The organism is Kitasatospora sp. NA04385, assembly GCF_013364235.1.
In the GTDB taxonomy this organism is placed as follows: Bacteria; Actinomycetota; Actinomycetes; order Streptomycetales; family Streptomycetaceae; genus Kitasatospora.
The window spans coordinates 1,636,307-1,655,559 of sequence record NZ_CP054919.1 but is presented as its reverse complement, the minus strand read 5'-3'; the positions used below and the strand labels follow the sequence as shown (position 1 = coordinate 1,655,559).

The following is a 19,253-nucleotide window of genomic DNA, read 5'->3' as shown; positions in this document are numbered from 1 at the left end:
GGCTCTCTTCACGGGCCCAGCAGCCGGTCGGCGAGGGGGCTGCGGGCGTACAGGACCAGGCGGCCGTGGCGGGCCCGGGTGACCAGGCGGGTGGCGTGCAGGACGGCGAGGTGCTGGCTGACGGCGCCGGGGGTGACGCCGAGGCGGCGGGCGAGCTCGGTGGTGGCGGTGGGCTCCCGGAGCAGCGCGAGCAGGCGGGCCTTGGGGGCGCCGAGGAGTTGTTCCAGGGCGTGCGGGGCGGGCGGCGGGTCGGCGGGGCCGGCCAGGTTGCCCTGGCCGCGGGCGAGGTAGGTGATGGACGGGGTGAGGTCCGGGCCGATCGCGGTGAGCGCGCCCCGGGCGAAGCAGGTCGGCAGCAGGGTGAGGCCGCGCCGGTCCACCGCGATGTCGAGGTCGCCGTCGCCCCAGTTCCGGTCGATGGTCAGGACGCCCTCGGACCAGCGCAGCCGGTGGTCCAGGTCGGCGAACAGCCCGGCCGCGCCGCGTTCGCCCAGCACGCGGGAGCGGTGCACGATGTCGGCGTGCAGGACCGAGCGGGCCCGGGGCCACCACGCGGGCTCCAGGACGTGCGTCCAGTAGGCCTGGAGGGCGTCGGCGATCTCGGCGACCAGCGCGGCGGGGTGCCCGGCGCGTTCGGCGAGCGGGGCGGGCAGCACCCGGTCGTGCGGCAGGAAGGTGAGGGCGAGCTCGTCGGCGAGCCGGGCCGGGTCGAAGGCGCGGACCACGGCGAGTTCGGCGCGGAACTCCGGGAAGGGCGCGGCCGGACGGGGCGTCAGGAAGTCCGGCACGTACTTGTTGCTCGCGACCAGGGCGCGCAGCAGCGGCGCCTGCGGGAGCGCCTCGAAGGCCGGGCGCATCGCCTCGAACGCGACCCCGTGCGGGTACTGGCCGGGGTGGGTCCACATCCGCAGGCTGAGCACCGCCTCCTGGAGCGGCGAGCAGGCGAAGGAGGTGGCGGCCAGGTCGGCCAGGTCCAGCCGGAACCGCAGTACCACCGAGCCCCCCGGAGATCCGTCCGGCCCCGAGGATTCAGGCCGGGGCTAAATCAATACCACGGACCCTGCGTACCCGGTCTGATCGGGGCATGACCTCCACCGCTCCCGCGGCCGACCAGGCCGTGCCGCCGCCCCCTGCCCCCGACCGGGTCCGCAGCCGGTTCGCCCGGCTGCTCCCCGAGGACCCGGTGCTGCGCCGGCTGTCCGCGATCACGCTGGTCAACACGGTCGGCAACGGCCTGGGCATGACGCTCGGGGTGGTGTACTTCACCCGGGTCATGGGCTTCGGCGTCGGCGCGGTCGGCCTGGTGCTGACCCTCGCGGGGGCGTGCGGGGTGGCGGCGGGCGTCCCGGCCGGGCGGCTGTCGGACCGGTACGGGCCCCGGCCGGTGCTGGTCGCGCTGCTGGCGCTCCAGGCGGTCTCCGCGGCGGCGTACGTGCTGGTGCACGGGCTGGCGGTGTTCGCGGTGCTGGCCTGCCTGGTGGCCGTCGCCGACCGGGGCGGCTCGACGGTGCGCGGCGCGCTGTTCGCCGAGGTGCTGCCGGTGGACGGGCGGGTGGCGGGCCGGGCCTACCTGCGCTCGGTGACCAACATCGGCCTGGCGGTGGGCACCCTGGGCGCCGCGGCCGTCCTGCAACTGGACACCCGGAGCGCCTACTTGACGGCGATGCTGGTGGACGCGGCCTCGTTCGGGGTGATCGCGGTGCTGTACCTGCTGCTGGTGCCGGTCGCGCCGCGCACCGCCGAGCAGGCCGCGCGGGCGGCGGGCGGGCCGAACCCGGCGCTGCGCGACCGGGCGTTCCTCGCGGTGACCGGCCTGAACGCGGTGATCACCCTCCAGTTCGTGATGGTCGAGGTGGGCCTGCCGCTGTGGGTGGTGCGCGACACCGCGGCGCCGCGCTGGATGGTGGCGGGCGGGCTGCTGGTGAACACCGCGCTGGTGATCGCCCTCCAGGTGCGGGCCACCCGGGGCACCGAGCGGCCGCGGGCCGCCGCCCTGGTGTTCCGCCGCGGGGCGCTGCTGGTGGCCGCGTCCTGCCTGGTGGTGGGCCTGGCCGCCGGGCTGCCCGGCTGGGCGGCGGCGCTGCTGGTGGCGGGCGGGGTGGCCTGCCAGGCGCTGGGCGAGGTGTACAGCCAGGCGGGCGCCTGGGCGCTCAGCTACGACCTGGCGCGGGAGGGCGCGCACGGCGCCTACCAGGGCGTGTTCAACACCGGCGCGTCGGGCGCGCTGATGCTCGGCCCGGCGCTGATGACCTCGGTGGTGATCGCGCACGGCCTGGCCGGCTGGGCGCTGCTGGCCGCGCTGTTCGCCGCCGCGGGCTGCGGGATGACGGCGCTGGTGCGGCGCTGAACGCGGGCGGCCCCCGGCTGACGTCGAGTCAGCCGGGGGCCGTGCGTCAGGCCGTCAGGGCGTCAGCAGCTGAGGTTGTTGCCGGTGGGCACGCCCAGGATCGAGGTGAAGCTGGTGTAGGCGTTGATCCGGCTCTGTACCTGGGCGGGGTTGCCGCCGTTGCATTCGAGCGAACCGTTGATGGAGCGGATGGTCTCGCCGAAGCCGGCGCCGTTGACCATGGCGTTGTGCGCGGTCATGGTGCCCGGGCCGTTCTGGGTCATCCAGTACCAGATGCCGGTCTTCCAGGCGACGGCGGCGTCGGTCTGCACCAGGTTCGGGTTGTTCAGCAGGTCGATGCCGAGCGCGTCGCCGGCCGCCTTGTAGTTGAAGTTCCAGCTGAGCTGGATCGGCCCGCGGCCGTAGTACGCGGCCTGTCCGGCCGGGCAGCCGTAGGGCTGGCTGGTGTCGCAGTAGTGCGGGTAGTTCGCGGTGTTCTGCTCGACCACGTAGACCAGGCCGCCGGTCTCGTGGTTGATGTTGGCCAGGAACGCCGCCGCCTCCTGCTTCTTCACGGTGTCCGAGCCGGTGCCCGCGAACGCCGGGTAGGCGTTCAGCGCCGCGACCAGGCCGGAGTACGTGTAGAAGGGGTTCCGGTTCGGGAACATCTGGTTGAACTGGGCCTCGGAGACCACGAAGCCGCCCGGGTTGGGGGTGGTCACGGACGGGCTCGGGCTCGGGTTGTCGGTCGTGCAGGTGGTCGGGCTCCAGTACCAGGTGGAGACCGTCGGGTCGTAGCCCGGGTTGTCGTGGGTGGCGACGTAGAACTTGCCGTTGGGCGCGTACTTCACCACGGTGCCGGTGGTGTACTGGGTGCCGGCCACCCAGATCGACAGCTCGCACGACCGGGGGGTGGAGCTCGGGTTGGGGCTGGTCGAGGTGCTCGGGCTCGAGCTGGTGGTGCCGCCACCGCCGCCGCAGGCGCCCTGGTCGGCCCAGACGCCGGAGCCGCCGGTGCTCGGCGCCTCGCCCTGGGTCCACCACTTCGCGTTCCAGTTGTGCCCGTTGTACGAGGCGGAGGTGCCGCCGGTGTAGACCTGCGACGCGGAGTACGGGGTGGTACAGGCGGCCGCCGCGTTCGAGGTGCTGGGCACCATCACGGCCAGACCGGTCGCGGCCAGCGCGCCGGTCAGCAGCGCGGCGACCTTGCCGCGGCGGGAGCGGGCGCGGTGCGCCGGCTGGTGGGTGGTACGGGTGTGGGACATTCGGCCACTCCTTGTGGGGGAACGAGCGGTGTACCCAGCACTCAAGCGATCCTGTTCATTAAGTGTCAATAGGTCTAGACCTAAAGGCAGTTGAGGACGTGTACGGAGCGGTCCGCGGCGTGGCGGCCGGACCGGCCCGGGAAGATCGGGTACTGGTCAGTAGCGCCGGGGTGTGCCAGGGTGCACGGGACGCCCCTCCGACCCACCCTCAGCCGGAAAGGCAGGCCGCCGATGACCAGCGAAGCGCCCCTCGTCCGCCGCACCACCGCGGACGCCGTCACCACCCTCCAGCTCGACTCCCCGCACAACCGCAACGCCCTCTCCACCCGGCTGATGGCCGAACTCACCGCCCACCTCGCGGACGCCGCCGCCGACCCCGGGGTGCGCGCCGTCGTCCTCGGCCACACCGGACGGGTCTTCTGCGCCGGCGCCGACCTCTCCGAGGCCACCGGCGACGACCCCACCGCCGCGCCGCGCGGCCTGGTCGCCCTGCAGTGGGCCCTCGTCGACTGCCCCAAGCCCGTCATCGCCCTGGTCGACGGCCACGTCCGGGCCGGCGGGCTCGGCCTGGTCGGCTCCTGCGACCTCGCCGTCGCCGGGCCCGACGCCACCTTCGCCTTCACCGAGTCCCGTCTCGGCCTCGCCCCCGCCGTCATCTCGCTGCCGCTGCGCCCCAAGCTCGACCCGCGCGCCGCCGCCCGCTACTACCTCACCGGCGAGACCTTCGACTCCGCCGAGGCCGCCCGGATCGGCCTGGTCACCGAGGCCGCCGACGACGCCCCCGCCGGGCTGCGCACCGTCCTGGACGCCGTCCGGCTCTGCTCGCCGCAGGGCCTGGCCGAGTCCAAGCTGCTCGCCAACGCCGCCGTCCGGGAGTCCTTCGAACGGCACGCCGAGGAACTGGTCGCGCTGTCGGCCAAGCTGTTCGGCTCCGAGGAGGCCCAGGAGGGCATGCGGGCCTTCCTCGCCAAGCGGCCCGCGCCCTGGGTGCGCTGAGCGGCTGGGCGCGCTGAGCGGCTGGGCGGGTGGGCTGACCTCGGCTTTCGGCCGGAAGTTACCGGCCGGTGTGAGTTTGGTCCCGTTGCGGGCCGCGCGGGCGCACCGGCCGCTACGGTGAGCGCATGTCGATCGTCCGCAGGCTGCTCGGGCCCGTCCGCGAGAGGTCGCGCCGGGCCGCCGGGCGCGCCGTGCACCGGGGCTGGCGCTGGGTGCAGGACGCCGGCGCGGTCACCAACCGCAACCCCGGCCCGTACCGGTTCGGCGCACTCGGCGACGGCACCAAGCTGGCCTTCCCGCTCGGCACGGTCTTCAACGAACGCTGGATCACCATCGGCCCGTTCTCCATCATCGGCGAGCGCGTCACCCTGTCGGCCGGCTTCCTGCCCGGGCTCGACCTCGGCCCCGAACCGATCGTCCGGATCGGCGGCGGCTGCGTCATCGGCCGCGGCAGCCACATCGTCGGCCACCAGCGGATCGAACTGGGCGACGACGTGTGGACCGGCCCCGGCGTCTACATCACCGACCAGGCCCACGAGTACCGCGACACCGCGCTCCCGATCGGCAAGCAGTGGCCCCGCAACGCGCCCGTCTCGATCGGCGCCGGGTCCTGGATCGGCACCGGCGCGGTGATCCTCCCCGGCGCCCGGATCGGCCGCAACGTCGTGGTCGCCGCCAACTCCGTGGTCGCCGGCGAGGTCCCCGACTACGCGGTGGTGGCCGGCGCCCCCGCCCGCCAGGTCCGCGGCTGGACCCCCGAGGAGGGCTGGCAGCCCCCCATCCGCCACGACCCGCCCCGGCCCGTCCCCGACGGCGTCACCGCCGAGCAGTTGCGCGCCCTGGTCGGCTGGGACCTGCGCCTGCCCGGCGAGCGGGAACGGCCGCCCGCGGCCGGGAACTGACCGCCCGTCGGGGTAGGCGGGGGCGCCCACCTGCGCGGTCGCGGGGTGCGACGACCGTCACAGCTGCGCAACGGAGGCAACCGGGCGGGGCGGCCCGGCGTGGTGGGTTCTGTCGGGTCGGACCGGATGTCCGCCCGACGGATTCCGGACGTGGGGGTCGGGCCGCGGGGGCGCCGACCGGAACACGGCCGGATCCGTTCCACCCGCCCACACCAGTACCCGGGGAATTCGTACCGTGCGTCTCAGCCGTTCCACCGTGGCCGCCGTCCTGGCCGCCTCCGCCCTCGCCCTGACCGCCTGTGACCCGGACGGCTCCGGGTCCGACGCCGCCGCCTCCGCGCCGGCCGCCACCGCAGCCACCGCCGCCACTACTGCCGCCTCCGCGCCGACCGCCTCCGCCGCCGCGAAGCCGACCACCGGCGCCAAGCCGTCCGCGAGCGCGGGAAAGTCCACCGCCGCGGCCACCGGGAAGGCCACCGCCCCGGCCGCTGACTGCACGGCGAACGCGGCCGGGACGACGGTGCTGGAGGCCACCGAGAACGCCTACTCCGTGCACGTCTGGATGCGGGCCAGGTCGACCAGGTTCGTCTGCGGCCCCGACGTGGCGAACGACGGCTACTGGGAGCCGCAGGGCGACGCCCAGGTCTACGAGTTCGCCAACGAGGTGAGGACGACGCTGCTGGACGGGGACCTGAAGGCCCGGAGCGTCGACCTGACCACCTTCATGCGGGTGCAGGAGGCCTGCCTGAAGAAGGCCGCGCCGGCCGCGCCGTACCGCTGCTTCGGCAACCAGTACCAGGTCGAGCTCGGCGCCCAGAACAAGGTGCTCGCCATCACCCAGCTCTACCACCCGTGACGCACCGGCCTCAGGGCCGGTCCTAGCGGACGACGGGGCGGCGGCCCGGACGCGCAGGGCGTCCGGGCCGCCGTCGTCGTGCTCCGGCGGGCGGGCCGTCAGGCGGCGCGGTGCCGGCGGACGGTGAGGGCGAGCAGGCCGGCCAGGGCCGAGCTGGCGGCGACGGTGAGCAGGGCGGCCGGCAGCGAGAGCGCGTCGGCCAGGAAGCCGATCACCGGGGGGCCGATCAGCATGCCCGCGTACCCGAGGGTGGAGGCGGTGGCCACCCCCTGCGGACCGGCGGCCGCACCGGCCTGGGCGATGGCCAGCGGGAAGACGTTGGCCAGGCCGACGCCGACCAGGACGAAGCCCGCCAGGGCCAGCGGGACGGACGGGGCCAGGGCCGCGGTCGTCATGCCCGCGCAGGCGGTCAGGCCGCCCAGCAGCATCACCCTGGTCTGGCCGAGCCGCTCGGAGAGCCAGGTGCCGGAGAGCCGGCCCGCCGTCATCGCGAAGGCGAAGGAGGCGTACCCGGCGGCCGCCGTCGCGGTGCTGGCGTGCACGTCGTCGGTCAGGTGCAGGGTGGCCCAGTCCGCGAGGGCGCCCTCGCCGTACGCGGTGCACAGGGCGGTCAGGCCGAGCAGGACGACCAGCAGCCGGGCGTGCCGGGACGGGCGGGCGGCCGCGCTCCCGGCCGTCGCGGCGGTGGCGGCGGCGAGCCGGGGGCGGGCGGCCGGGGCGCGCAGCAGGGCGGTGCCCGCCACGGCGGCCACGGCCAGGCCGAGTGCGGCGGCCGAGGCCAGCGCCCAGGAGGCGCTGATCCGGGCCGCGAGCAGGCCGCCGACCGCGGCGCCGAGCAGGCCGCCGAGGCTGTAGCCCGCGTGGAAGCTCGGCATGACGGGCCGTCGGAGCTCGGCGACCAGGTCGACCGCGGCGCTGTTCATCGCCACGTTGGCCGCGCCGTAGCCCGCGCCGAACAGCAGCAGCACCGCGCCGAGCGCGAGCACCGAGTGGGTGTGCGCGGGCAGCGCCACGGCCAGCGAGAACACCGCCACCGAGGCGACGGTGACCCGGCGCGAGCCGTAGCGCAGGCACAGCCGCCCGACCAGGGCCATGGTGGCGACCGCGCCGGCCGAGATGCACAGCAGGGCCAGGCCCAGCGCGCTGTGCGAGGCGGCGACCTGGGCGCGGACGTCCGGGATCCGGACCACCCAGGCGGCGAACAGGAAGCCGTCGACGGTGAAGAAGGCGGTGAGGGCGAGGCGTGCCGCCGACCAGGAGGAGCTGCGGCCGGACGGGGTCTTCGAAGGGGCAGCGGAGAGGAGGGAAGAGCGGGCTTCTGTTTTGTTCAGTAGCGGCACAAAGTCAGAATAGGGGAGTGCCGCACACACCTTCAAGCCCGAATCCGAGCCAGAGTCGGAATCCGTCACCGGCGCCGTCCCGGGAGGCCCCCCGGGGCACGCCCAAGCGAGCCGCGCCCGACCGCGGCCGCACCCTGCTCGGACCGGCCCTGCGCCTGATCCACACCGGACAGGCCCCCACCCGCTCCGCGCTCACCGGCGCCCTCGACGTCACCCGCGCCACCGCCGGCGCCGTCACCGCCGAACTGGAGGCGCTCGGCCTGATCACCGTCGACTCCCGCCCGGCCGGCGGCGGCCGCGGCCGCCCCTCGCACCGCCTCGCCCTGACCGACCCCGGCCCCGCCGTCCTCGCCGCCCAACTGCACGCCGACGGCGTCTCCGCCGCCCTGGCCGGGCTCGGCGGCCGCCTCCACGACCCCGTCCACCTGCCGCTGCCCGCCGACACCTCGCCCGCCGCGCTGCTCGGCGCCGTCGCCGAGACCGGCGCCAGGCTCGCCCGCGACAGCCGCCGCCGCGTCCTCGGCTTCGCGCTCGCCCTGCCCAACCCCGTCACCGAACCCGACGGCACCGCCCTCGCCGCCCTGCACTTCGGCTGGCCCTCCGGCACCCCCGCCGCCGAACTCTTCGCCGCCGCCGTCGCCCGCACCGACCTCGGCCCGCGGGCCCGCACCGCCCCGCCCACCGCCGTCGCCAACGACGCCAACCTCGCCGCCCTCGCCGAGCACCGGCACGGCGCCGGCCGCGGCGCCCGCCACCTGCTGCTGGTCACCTCCGGACACCGCGGCGTCGGCGGCGCCCTGGTCATCGACGGCCGCCTGCACACCGGCAGTTCCGGCCTCGCCCTGGAGGTCGGCCACCTCACCGTCGACCCGCTCGGCCGCCCCTGCGCCTGCGGCAACCGCGGCTGCCTGAACGCCGAGACCGACACCGACGCGCTGTTCGCCGCCGCCGGGCGCCGCCCCGACCCGGACCGCCCGCTGCTCCCGCAGGCCCGCGCGCTGGCCCGCGACCCGGAGGCCGCCGCCGCCCTCGCGCACGTCGTCGACCGGCTCGGCCTCGGCCTCGCCGGACTGGTCAACATCCTCAACCCGGACCGGATCGTGCTCAGCGGCCTGCACCTCGACCTGCTCGCCGCCGCCCCCGACCGCCTCGCCGCGGTCGTCGCCGAACGCTGCCTGTGGGGCCGCAGCGGACGCATCCCGATCGTCCCCGCCCAGGTCGTCCACGCCGGGCTGGTCGGCGCCGCCGAACTCGCCTGGGAGCCCTACCTGGAGGACCCGCAGGCCGTCGCGGCGCCCTGAGCGGCGCGCCCGGCGGTGGCCTCGGCGGCGGCCTCGGCGGCGGGCGGCCGCGACCGGGCGGAGAACACAACGGCGCGGGGGACGGAGGACCGTCCACCCGCGCCGTTCGGCACGACCGTGCGTGCTTACTTGCCGAAGCGCAGCTTCCAGGGGGCCACCGCGGACTCCAGCTGCACGCCCAGGCTCATCTTCGACATGCCCTCGACCCGCTCCTCGAAGCGGATCGGCACCTCGGCGATGCGCATGCCGCGCTTGACGACCCGGTAGTTCATCTCGACCTGGAACGAGTAGCCGTTGGAGCGCACCGAGTCCAGCTCGACCGCGCGCAGCGCCTGCGCCTCCCACGCCTTGAAACCGGCGGTGGCGTCCTTCACCTTCAGGCGCAGGATCGCGTTGACGTAGAAGTTCGCCCACGCCGACAGCGCCTTGCGGTGCCACGGCCACTCCGACGCGGTCGAGCCGCCCGGCACGTAGCGCGAGCCCAGGACCACCGAGGCGTCCGTGGTCGTCAGCTTCTCGACCATCGCGGGCACCGCGGTGTGCGGGTGCGACAGGTCGGCGTCCATCTGCACGACGATGTCGGCGCCGTCCTCCAGCGCCCGCGACATGCCGGCGATGTACGCCCGGCCCAGGCCGTCCTTCTCGGTGCGGTGCAGCACCGAGATGTTGCCGCCGGAGTCCGCCGCCAGCTTGTCCGCGACGTCGCCGGTGCCGTCGGGAGAGTTGTCGTCCACGACCAGGACGTGCAGGTTGTCCATGCCGAGGTCGGCCAGCCGACCAACCAGGACCGGCAGGTTCTCCCGTTCGTTGTAGGTCGGAACAACCACAACAACCTTCGGGTGGGCCTCAGCCATGTTTTTCTATCCTCGATGCAGTACGAGCCGGATGCGGCAGTCTAGCGTTCCTTCCCGAACGTTCGTCCCACGGGGCCGTTTCGTCCGGGTACCCACCGGGTAACCCGGCGAAGGACTTTCGGGCCGGCGGGGAATCCCGGGCCCCGGCCGGTCCGTTCAGCAGGCATGACCGACACCGCGCCCGCCTCCCCCGCCCCCCGGCCCGAACCGCTGCACTACGCCGCTTTCACCGCCGACCCCGCCGGGGGGAACCCGGCCGGCGTCGTCCTGGACGCCACCGGGCTCACCGACGAGCAGCAGCTTGCCACCGCCGCCCGCCTCGGCTACTCCGAGACCGCCTTCCTGGTCGCCGACCCCGACCGGCCCCGGGCGTACGCCGTCCGCTACTTCAGCCCGCTCGCCGAGGTCCCGTTCTGCGGCCACGCCACCATCGCCGCCGCGGTCGCCCTCGGCGAACGGCACGGCCCCGGCGAGTTCCGGTTCGCCACCGCGGCCGGGCCGGTGCCGGTCGAGGTCACCCGCGACCGGGACGGCGGCTACCGGGCCACCCTGACCAGCGTGCCCGCCTCCGTCGAGGACGTGTCCGGGCCGGACGTCGCCGAGGCGCTCGCCGCCCTGCGCTGGCGGCCGGAGGAGCTCGACGACCGCCTCCCGCCCCGGATCGCCTACGCGGGCGCCCGTCACCTCGTCCTCGCCGCGGCGAGCCGGGCCCGGCTGGCCGACCTCGACTACGACTTCGACGCGCTCGCCGCGCTGATGCGGCGGCTCGACCTGACCACCCTCCAACTGGTCTGGGAGCAGGACGCCACCACCTACCACGTCCGCGACCCGTTCCCGGTCGGCGGCGTCGTCGAGGACCCGGCCACCGGCGCGGCCGCCGCCGCCTTCGGCGGTTACCTCCGCGAGCTGCGCGGCCTGTCCACCGCCCGCCTCACCCTCCACCAGGGCGAGGACCTCGGCCGCCCGGGCGTCCTCACCGTCGACCTCACCGAGGGCGACAGCCGGGTCCGCGTCACGGGGCGGGCCGTGCGGATCTGAGGGTTCACATTCAGGGGCTCGGGGAACGGCGAGGCCGGGTCTGCTGACGGTGCACTGCCGTGGCGCGCATCGGCTTCGGGTTCCTGTTACGGCACGCAGCAGCACGGACACTTCGATGGGCTCCGACCGTCAGCAGCACGGACCCGCCGTTCCCCGGGCCCCTGACGGGGCCGCTGTGTAGCACGGCCCGCCGTACTTCCGGGGGAGTACGCGTGTCTGCTCCGGCGGGACGATGGTGGGCGGCCGGGCGGTGGCTAGCCTTCCGGTATGGGTGAATCGCGACCGCTGTGGGTGCCGCCGTGGGTGCGGGCGGCGAAGGCCGGGTGGCCGGTGGCGGGGGCCGTGGTGGTGGCGGTGGCCCAGGTGGTCGGGACGACGGCGGCGCAGCGGCACCAGGACGGGCGGGTGCCGCTGGACGGCTGGGGGTACCTGCTGCTGGTGCTCGGCCCGGCGCTGCTGGTGCTGCGGCGCAGGTGGCCGGCGGCCACGGTCGCGGCGGTGGCGGCGGTGACCGCCGGGTACCTGTGGGCCGGGTACCCGTACGGCCCCGGGTTCCTGGCGATGGTGGTGGCGTTCTTCACCGCCGTCCGGCACGGCCACCGGCGGGCGGCGTGGCTGAGCGCGGGCGGCTTCTACCTGGTGCACCTGCTGACCGGCCACGTGCTGCCGGACGGCTGGCTGCGGGCCCCGGACCACGGGGTGCGGGGGTGGCAGGAGCTGGGCGTCACGGCCTGGCTGCTGCTGGTCTTCGCGGGCGCCGAGCTGGCCAGGTTCCGGCAGGAGCGGATCGCCGCGGTGCGGGCCGCCGAGGAGGAGGCGCGGGCCCGGCGCAACGACGAGGAGCGGCTGCGGATGGCCCGGGAGCTGCACGACATCCTGGCGCACTCCATCTCGCTGATCCACGTGCAGGCCGGTGTCGCGCTGGAACTGCTGGACGCCCGCCCCGAACAGGCCCGGGAGGCGCTGACCACGATCAAGGCGACCAGCAAGGAGGCGCTCGGCGAGGTCCGCCAGGTGCTCGGCACGCTGCGCGGCCCCGGCGCCGCCGCGCCGCGCACCCCCGCGCCGGGGCTGGAGCGCCTCGACGAACTGGTCGAACAGGCCGGGCACGCCGGGCTGGTGGTGACGGTCGAGCGGCGCGGCCGGGCGGCCCGGACGGGCGCCGGGCTGGAACTCGCCGCGTTCCGGATCGTCCAGGAAGCGCTGACCAACGTGCTGCGGCACTCGACGGCCCGCACCGCGTCCGTCGAACTCGCCTGGAGCCGAAGCGAGTTGACGGTGACGGTGACCGACCCCGGGCCGGCCGGCGGCGGCGACGCGGGCGGCAGCGGCAACGGGCTCACCGGCATGCGGGAACGGGCCGCCGCGCTCGGCGGCGGCGTCGAGGCCGGCCCCGACGCCGCCGGGGGCTGGCGGGTCCGGGCCCGGCTGCCGGTATCGGCCGGCACGGAGCACGGGAACGGGGGGACGGCGTGATCAGGGTGCTGCTCGCGGACGACCAGACGCTGGTCCGGGCCGGGTTCCGGGCCCTGCTGGACGCCCAGCCCGACCTGGAGGTGGTCGGCGAGGCCGAGGACGGCGAGCGGGCCCTCGCGCTGGCCCGCGAACTGCGGCCGGACGTGGTGCTGATGGACATCCGGATGCCCCGGACGGACGGGCTCGCCGCGACCCGCCGGATCTGCGCCGACCCCCTCCTGGCGGACGTCCGGGTGGTGGTGCTGACCACCTTCGAACTCGACGAGTACGTCTTCGAGGCCCTGCGGGCGGGCGCCGCCGGATTCCTGGTCAAGGACACCGAACCCGGCGACCTGCTGCGCGCGGTCCGGGTCGCCGCGGCGGGCGACGCGCTGCTCTCCCCGGGCGTCACCTGCCGCCTGATCGGCGAGTTCGCCGCCCGCTCCAAGGAACCCGCCACCACCCGCCTCGACGTCCTCACCGACCGCGAACGCGAGGTCCTCGCCCTGGTCGGCCTCGGCCTGACCAACGAGGACATCGCCCGCCGCCTGGTGGTCAGCCCGCTCACCGCCAAGACGCACGTCAGCCGCACGATGGTGAAACTCGGCGCCCGGGACCGGGCCCAACTGGTGGTGCTGGCCTACGAGTCGGGTCTGGTCCGGCCGGGGTGGCTCGGGTAGGCGGCCGGCGCCTGCTGCGGGGGGAGTAGGGCGGGTGTCGCCCGGTGGGGGACGTGCCGGGCGGGGTGGTGGGGGGACGGTGGAGGGGCCGGTAGGGAGCCGGTGTTCTTGGCCGAAGGGGATGAGTGGTGATGGTGACGTTGCTGGCTGACGGGTGGCACGGGCCCGGGCCGTGGGTGCTGGTGTTTCCGCTGTTCTGGCTGCTGGTGGTGGTGCTGGTGGTGACGGTGCTGCGGCGGGCGGCGTGGCGGCGGCGCGGGTGGTGCGGGGGCGGGGAGCACGCTCCGCTGGCGGTGCTGGGGCGGCGGTACGCGCAGGGGGAGATCGACGAGGCGGAGTACCGGGAGCGCCGGGGCGTCCTGACCGAGGAGCGCGGCGCGGGCGGGGGGAAGCGGTGACGGCCGCGGCCCGGGTCGAGGGGGCCGTGAAGGAGTACGGCGCGGGGGAGACCCGGGTGCGGGCGCTGGACGGCGTCAGCGTGGAGTTCGCGGCGGCCCGGTTCACGGCCGTGATGGGGCCCTCCGGGTCGGGCAAGTCCACCCTCATGCACTGCGCCGCCGGGCTGGACACGCTCAGCGGCGGGCGGGCCTGGCTGGGGGAGACCGAGCTGTCCGGGCTCGGCGACCGGGAGTTGACGCTGCTGCGCCGGGAGCGGATCGGCTTCGTCTTCCAGGCGTTCAACCTGCTGCCCACGCTCACCGTGCGGGAGAACATCACGCTGCCGCTGGACCTCGGCGGCGCCGCCCCCGACCGGGAGTGGCTGGACGCGCTGATCGACGTGGTCGGCCTCGGCGACCGGCTGCGGCACCGGCCGAGCCAGCTCTCCGGCGGCCAGCAGCAGCGCGTCGCGGTGGCCCGGGCCCTGGCCGGGCGGCCGCAGGTGGTGTTCGCCGACGAGCCCACCGGCAACCTGGATTCCCGCAGCGGCGGCGAGGTGCTCGGGCTGCTGCGCTCCGCCGTCGACACCATGCGCCAGTCGGTGGTGATGGTCACCCACGACCCGGCCGCCGCCGGGTACGCCGACACCGTGCTGTTCCTCGCCGACGGCCGTCTGGTCGACACCATGCAACAGCCCACCGCGGAAAGGGTGCTGGACCGGATGAAGGCCTTCGACGGCCGCCGCGGCACGGCGGCCGCCCGGTGAACGCCGGCGTGCGGATCGGGGCGCGTTCGCTGCTCGCCCACCGGCGCCGACTGTTCGGCACCGTGCTGTCGATCGTCCTGGGCGTGGCGTTCCTGACCGGCACCATGGTGCTCGGCGACACCCTGCGGGCCAACTTCGACACCCTGTTCGCGGACGCCGACGCGGGCACCGACGCCGTCGTCCGCAGCGCCCGGGTGCTGGACGTCCCCGACGTGCCCGGCGGGGTCCGCGCCCCGCTGGACGAGTCACTGACCGCGAAGCTGCGGGCGGTGCCCGGGGTGAGCGCCGCCGAACCGTCCGTGCAGGGCGCGGGCCAACTGATCGGCGCCGACGGGAAGCCGGTCGGCGGGCAGGGCCCGCCCACCCTGGCCGGGAACTGGATCGACGACCCGGAGCTCAACCCGTACCGGCTCGCCGAGGGCCGCGCCCCCGCCGCGCCCGGCGAGGCGGTGGTCAACCGGGGCGCCGCGAAGGCGGGCGGCCTGAAGGTCGGCGACAGCACGGTGCTGCGCACCCCCGACCCGGTGCGGATCACCGTGGTCGGCATCGCCACCTTCGGCGCCGACGCCGACGGCATGGGCCCCAGCACCTTCACCGCGCTCACCCTCGCCGACGCCCAGGCCCACCTGACGCCGAAGGGCAGCGGGCAGGTCTCCACGATCCGGCTGCGCTCGGACGGCCTGAGCCAGCGCCAACTGGTGGACGAGGTGAAGAAGTCGCTGCCGGACGGGGTGGAGGCGCTGACCGGCGCGGACGCCACCGCGCAGTCCACCGCCGACGTCTCCGGGCGCTTCCTGAGCCTGTTCACCACCCTGCTGCTGGTGTTCGCCGGCGTCGCCCTGCTGGTCGCCACCTTCACCATCCACAACACCTTCGCCATCGTCACCGCCCAGCGCACCCGGGACAACGCCCTGCTGCGCGCCCTCGGCGCCGGCCGCGGCCAGGTGCTCGGTACCACCCTCGGCGAGGCGCTCGCCCTCGGCGTGCTCGCCTCCGGGCTCGGCCTGCTCGGCGGCTTCGGCGTCGCGGCCGGACTGAAGGCGCTGTTCGCCGCGATCGGCTTCACGCTGCCCACCGGCGGCACCGTGGTCCACCCCGCGACGGTCCTGCTGCCGCTGCTCACCGGCACCCTGGTCGCCGCCGGGTCCGCGCTGGGCCCCGCCCTGCGCGCCGCCCGCACCGCCCCGCTGGCCGCCCTGCGCGAGAGCGCGGTGGACGACTCGGCGCGGGGCCGGAGCGCCCTGGTGCGCAAGGCGGTCGGCGCGGTCGCGGTGGCGGCCGGACTGCCCGCCCTGGTCGTCGGGGCGACGCGCGGCCCTCGCTGGCGCTGACCGTCGGCGGGGCGCTCGCGCTGCTCGCCGGGACGGTCGTGCTCGGGCCGGTCGCCGCCGTGCTCGCCGTCCGGGTGCTGGGTGCGCCGCTGCCCCGGCTGCGCGGCGTCACCGGCGCGCTGGCCCGCCGCAACGCGGCCCGCAACCCCCGGCGGACGGCCGCCACCGCCACCGCGCTGATGGTCGGCGTCGCCGTGGTCACCCTGTTCACCGTGTTCGGCGCCTCGGTCAAGGCGACCCTGGACGACACCGTCGCGCGCACCTTCGCCGGCGACCTCGCCGTCACCGCCCCCGCCACCGGGGCCGGCGGCAGCGGCGTCTCCCCGAAGCTCGCCCCCGCCGTCGCGGCCCTCCCCGAGGTGCGCAGCGCGGTCGGCCTCGGCCGGGGCGTCGCCCAACTCGACGGCCACGGGACCCAGTTGGGCGTCGCCGATCCGGTCGCGCTGGCCCGGGTCACCGACCTCGGCCGGATCGACGGCTCGCTGGCCGCCCTGGGCACCGACGGCCTCGCCGTCTCCCGCGCCGAGGCCGACGCGCACGGCTGGCGGGTGGGCAGCACGGTGGCCGCGCGGTTCACCGACGGCGCCGCCACCTTCACCGTCCGGGCCCTCTACCAGGGCGGCGGCGTCGCCGGGGACTACCTGATCAGCCGCGCGGCCTGGCAGCCGCACCGCGTCCAGGACGCCGACACGCTGGTCGCCGTCGCGCTCGCGCCCGGCGTCACGCCGGAGCAGGGCCGGGCCGCGATCGGGCGGCTGGCCCGGGAGTACGGCAACCCGCAGGTGCAGACCCGGGCCGAGTACGCGCGGAGCTCCGCCTCCGGCGTCGACATGATGCTCTCGGTGGTCTACGCGCTGCTCGCGCTCGCCGTGCTGATCGCCCTGCTCGGCATCGCCAACACGCTGACCCTGGCCGTCCACGAGCGCACCCGCGAACTCGGCCTGCTGCGCGCCGTCGGCCAGAGCCGGGCCCAGCTGCGGGCCATGGTGCGCTGGGAGTCGGTGCTGGTCGCCGCGTTCGGCACGGCCGGCGGCCTGGCCCTGGGCGCGCTGCTCGGCTGGGCGCTCACCCGGGCCGCCGACACCGCCGGGACGGGCTCCTTCGCGCTGCCCGCCGGACGGCTGGCCGTGGTCGCGCTGGTCGGCCTGGCCGCCGGGGCGCTGGCCGGGCTGCGGCCCGCCGCCCGGGCGGCGAAGCTCGACGTCCTGCGGGCGGTGGCGAGCGACTGACGCCCCGTCGGACGCCCCGGCCTCCCCGCCCGTACGCAGCCGTGCGCACCCGGATGCATAAGGGGAAGCTGGGGCCTCCGTAATCGTCACTTATCGTAGTCGACTGTTACACTCGGTGGAGCGTCCGGGGGAACCGGACGGTGGCGAGGAGAGCGTGCGATGAGCGACCACACCCAGGACGTGGACCGGACCGACCCCGAGTACCGGGCCTGGCTGAAGGAGGCCGTCCGCCGCGTCCAGGCCGACGCCAACCGCTCCGCCGACACCCACCTGCTGCGCTTCCCGCTGCCGGAGGAGTGGGGCATCGACCTGTACCTCAAGGACGAGTCGACCCACCCGACCGGCAGCCTCAAGCACCGGCTGGCCCGCTCGCTGTTCCTGTACGGCCTGTGCAACGGCTGGATCCGGCCCGGCGCCCCGGTGATCGAGGCGTCCAGCGGCTCCACCGCCGTCTCCGAGGCGTACTTCGCCCAGCTGATCGGCGTCCCGTTCGTCGCCGTGATGGCCCGCACCACCAGCCGCGCCAAGATCGAGCTGATCGAGTTCCACGGCGGGCGGTGCCACCTGGTCGACAACGCGGGCGAGGTCTACGCGGCGGCCGCCGCGCTCGCCGCCGAGACCGGCGGCCACTACATGGACCAGTTCACCTACGCCGAGCGGGCCACCGACTGGCGCGGCAACAACAACATCGCCGAGTCGGTCTTCGCCCAGCTGCGGATGGAACCCCACCCCGAACCCGCCTGGATCGTCGCCACCGCGGGCACCGGCGGCACCTCCGCGACCATCGCCCGGTACGTCCGCTACATGCAGTACGACACCCGGATCTGCGTCGCCGACCCGGAGAACTCCTGCTTCTTCGACGGCTGGGTGCACCACGACCCCGACGCGCACTGCCCCACCGGCTCCCGGATCGAGGGCATCGGCCGCCCCCGGATGGAGCCCTCCTTCGTGCCCGGCGCGATCGACCGGATGATGAAGGTCCCCGACGCGGCCTCGATCGCCGCCGTCCACCTGCTCGCCGACGTCCTCGGCAAGAAGGCCGGCGCCTCCACCGGCACCGGCCTGTGGAGCGCGCTGCGGATCGTCGCCGAGATGCGCCGCGAGGGCCGCAGCGGCAGCGTCGTCACGCTGATCTGCGACCCGGGGGACCGGTACCTCGACAAGTACTACGCGGACGGGTGGCTCGCCGCCGAGCGGATCGACCCCCGACCGCACCGCGCCGCCCTCGAGGAGTTCCTCGCGGGCGGCGACTGGGCGGAGGGCTGAGGGGCGGTCAGCCCTCCGTGCTGGAGCGGCCGGTGCGCCCGGAGCGCTCGGTGCGGCCGGTGCGCTCGGTGCGGCCGGTGCGCTCGGTGAGCAGCAGGACGGCGGTGACCACCACGAAGACGGCGGTGGCGTAGTGGACGCCGAGGGCCGTCGCGGTGCTGCCGTGGTGCACCAGGATGGTGGTGCCGTCGCCGAACGGGGTGACCGACTCGGCGAGCAGCGCCCAGCCGAGCGCCCGGCGGTGCCCGGTCAGCAGCAGGGCCAGCGGGACGAGGCCGGAGACGACGTCCCGGAAGCCCTTGACGGTGAGGAAGTCGGCGGCCTCGCCCCGCGGCCAGACCGGCATGCCGAAGCCGGAGGCGGTGTGCTCCGGGGCGAACAGGTAGCTGACGCCGACGTAGCCGATGCCCAGCGCGACCAGGACCGTGAACACGGTGGCGAGGTTGACCCGCAGGCGGCTGCCGGCCGGGCGGACGGTGGTGGTGCCGGCGGTGCTGGTGAGCGCGGACATGGTGGTTCCCCCTGGCGGTGTGTGGCGTGAACTGGTGGGCGCCGCCGTTTGGTTAGCGGCGCTAGCGACGAGAATGATGCTAGACCGGCAGTCCGCCGGATGTCTAGCGGTGCTAGGATTTCGTTCATGGCTATCAAGGAACGCAGGGCGCGCGAACGCGCCGAACGGGAACGGCTGATCGTCCGCGCCGCCCGCGAACTCGCCGAGGCCGAGGGCTGGGACGCCGTCACCACCCGCCGCCTCGCCGAACGCATCGAGTACAGCCAGCCCGTCCTGTACAGCCACTTCAGCGGCAAGGACGCGATCGTCGCCGCCGTCGCGGTCGAGGGCTGCGCCGAACTCGCCGCCCTGCTGCGGGCCGCCGCCGCGGACGTCGACGACCCGCGCGAGGCGTTCGCCGCCGTCGCCCGCGGCTACCTCGCCTTCGCCGAGGCCAACCCCGCCCTCTACGACGCGATCTTCACCCTGCCCAGCACCCTCCCCTTCGGCACCCCCGAAGCCCCCGCCCCCCTGCACGAGGCCTTCGCCGCCATCGCCGAACCCGCCACCCGCAGCGCCCGGGCCTGCGGACACGACCCCGGCGGCTACACCGAACTCGCCTGGTCCGCCCTGCACGGCATGGTCACCCTCGCCCGCAACGGCCGCCTGCGCCCCGACCTCGACCAGCCCCGCATCGACGCGTTCACCGCGGTCTTCTGACCTGCCGCCGGCCCCACGCGCGACGGGCCGCACCCGCCGGTCGGCGGGTGCGGCCCGTGG

The 19,253-nt window shown here is 75.5% G+C and carries 17 protein-coding genes and 1 pseudogene; 13 read left to right on the top strand and 5 right to left on the bottom strand.

Annotated features, from left to right (window positions below):
- Window positions 1-8: 8 nt before the first annotated feature.
- Entirely contained in the window at window positions 9-995 is a 987-nt protein-coding gene (locus HUT16_RS07125) for a helix-turn-helix transcriptional regulator (RefSeq protein WP_217712036.1), read from the bottom strand.
- A gap of 89 nt (window positions 996-1,084) precedes the next feature.
- Between HUT16_RS07125 and HUT16_RS07120 the strand changes: the two genes are divergently transcribed.
- Entirely contained in the window at window positions 1,085-2,347 is a 1,263-nt protein-coding gene (locus HUT16_RS07120; RefSeq protein WP_176186553.1) for an MFS transporter, read from the top strand.
- A 62-nt stretch (window positions 2,348-2,409) separates the two neighbouring features.
- Here HUT16_RS07120 and HUT16_RS07115 read toward each other — a convergent pair whose 3' ends face one another.
- Complete coding sequence (locus tag HUT16_RS07115) at window positions 2,410-3,591, bottom strand: glycoside hydrolase family 19 protein (RefSeq protein ID WP_176186551.1); 1,182 nt, start codon at window positions 3,589-3,591, stop codon at window positions 2,410-2,412.
- Between the two features lie 231 nt (window positions 3,592-3,822).
- On the opposite strand from HUT16_RS07115, the gene HUT16_RS07110 reads away from it, so the two are divergent.
- From HUT16_RS07110 to HUT16_RS39135, 3 genes are all read left to right on the top strand, one after another.
- Entirely contained in the window at window positions 3,823-4,587 is a 765-nt protein-coding gene (locus tag HUT16_RS07110; protein WP_176186549.1) for an enoyl-CoA hydratase family protein, read from the top strand.
- 125 nt (window positions 4,588-4,712) lie between these two features.
- Window positions 4,713-5,489 (top strand): DapH/DapD/GlmU-related protein, encoded by a 777-nt coding sequence (locus HUT16_RS39140; RefSeq protein WP_176186547.1) that lies wholly within the window; start codon window positions 4,713-4,715, stop codon window positions 5,487-5,489.
- Between the two features lie 235 nt (window positions 5,490-5,724).
- Entirely contained in the window at window positions 5,725-6,345 is a 621-nt protein-coding gene (locus HUT16_RS39135) for a hypothetical protein (protein WP_176186545.1), read from the top strand.
- Between the two features lie 98 nt (window positions 6,346-6,443).
- On the opposite strand, the gene HUT16_RS07095 is transcribed toward HUT16_RS39135, so the two are convergent.
- Window positions 6,444-7,685: an MFS transporter gene (locus HUT16_RS07095; RefSeq protein WP_176186543.1), complete on the bottom strand. Its 1,242-nt coding sequence runs from the start codon at window positions 7,683-7,685 to the stop codon at window positions 6,444-6,446.
- Window positions 7,686-7,819: 134 nt separating this feature from the next.
- On the opposite strand from HUT16_RS07095, the gene HUT16_RS07090 reads away from it, so the two are divergent.
- Entirely contained in the window at window positions 7,820-8,986 is a 1,167-nt protein-coding gene (locus HUT16_RS07090; protein ID WP_176192528.1) for an ROK family protein, read from the top strand.
- A 125-nt stretch (window positions 8,987-9,111) separates the two neighbouring features.
- On the opposite strand, the gene HUT16_RS07085 is transcribed toward HUT16_RS07090, so the two are convergent.
- Window positions 9,112-9,840, bottom strand: a complete 729-nt coding sequence (locus HUT16_RS07085; RefSeq protein WP_176186541.1) for a polyprenol monophosphomannose synthase — start codon at window positions 9,838-9,840, stop codon at window positions 9,112-9,114.
- A 165-nt stretch (window positions 9,841-10,005) separates the two neighbouring features.
- Here HUT16_RS07085 and HUT16_RS07080 point away from each other — a divergent pair, with 165 nt between their 5' ends.
- From HUT16_RS07080 to HUT16_RS07055, 7 genes and pseudogenes are all read left to right on the top strand, one after another.
- On the top strand, window positions 10,006-10,878 hold the full coding sequence (locus HUT16_RS07080) for a PhzF family phenazine biosynthesis protein (RefSeq protein ID WP_176186539.1): 873 nt from the start codon (window positions 10,006-10,008) through the stop codon (window positions 10,876-10,878).
- A gap of 267 nt (window positions 10,879-11,145) precedes the next feature.
- Window positions 11,146-12,354: a sensor histidine kinase gene (locus HUT16_RS07075; protein WP_176186537.1), complete on the top strand. Its 1,209-nt coding sequence runs from the start codon at window positions 11,146-11,148 to the stop codon at window positions 12,352-12,354.
- Window positions 12,351-13,013: a response regulator transcription factor gene (locus HUT16_RS07070; RefSeq protein WP_176186535.1), complete on the top strand. Its 663-nt coding sequence runs from the start codon at window positions 12,351-12,353 to the stop codon at window positions 13,011-13,013. The genes HUT16_RS07075 and HUT16_RS07070 overlap by 4 nt, the downstream gene beginning before the upstream one ends.
- Before the next feature lie 131 nt (window positions 13,014-13,144).
- Window positions 13,145-13,411, top strand: coding sequence for an SHOCT domain-containing protein (locus tag HUT16_RS37360; protein ID WP_217712035.1), 267 nt, complete (start codon window positions 13,145-13,147; stop codon window positions 13,409-13,411).
- Complete coding sequence (locus HUT16_RS07065; RefSeq protein WP_217712034.1) at window positions 13,408-14,157, top strand: ABC transporter ATP-binding protein; 750 nt, start codon at window positions 13,408-13,410, stop codon at window positions 14,155-14,157. Before HUT16_RS37360 ends, HUT16_RS07065 begins: the two co-directional genes overlap by 4 nt.
- Window positions 14,154-16,717 (top strand): annotated as a pseudogene (locus HUT16_RS07060) (FtsX-like permease family protein). Before HUT16_RS07065 ends, HUT16_RS07060 begins: the two are co-directional and overlap by 4 nt.
- Before the next feature lie 159 nt (window positions 16,718-16,876).
- Entirely contained in the window at window positions 16,877-17,983 is a 1,107-nt protein-coding gene (locus HUT16_RS07055; RefSeq protein ID WP_176186531.1) for a PLP-dependent cysteine synthase family protein, read from the top strand.
- A gap of 7 nt (window positions 17,984-17,990) precedes the next feature.
- Here the strand turns inward: HUT16_RS07055 and HUT16_RS07050 are convergent, their stop codons facing one another.
- A complete protein-coding gene (locus HUT16_RS07050) occupies window positions 17,991-18,494 on the bottom strand; it encodes a DUF4267 domain-containing protein (RefSeq protein ID WP_176186529.1) in 504 nt (167 codons plus the stop codon).
- A gap of 126 nt (window positions 18,495-18,620) precedes the next feature.
- Between HUT16_RS07050 and HUT16_RS07045 the strand changes: the two genes are divergently transcribed.
- Window positions 18,621-19,193 carry a TetR/AcrR family transcriptional regulator gene (locus tag HUT16_RS07045; protein ID WP_176186527.1) on the top strand — a complete coding sequence of 191 codons (573 nt, stop codon included), beginning with the start codon at window positions 18,621-18,623 and terminating at the stop codon, window positions 19,191-19,193.
- Window positions 19,194-19,253 lie beyond the last annotated feature (60 nt).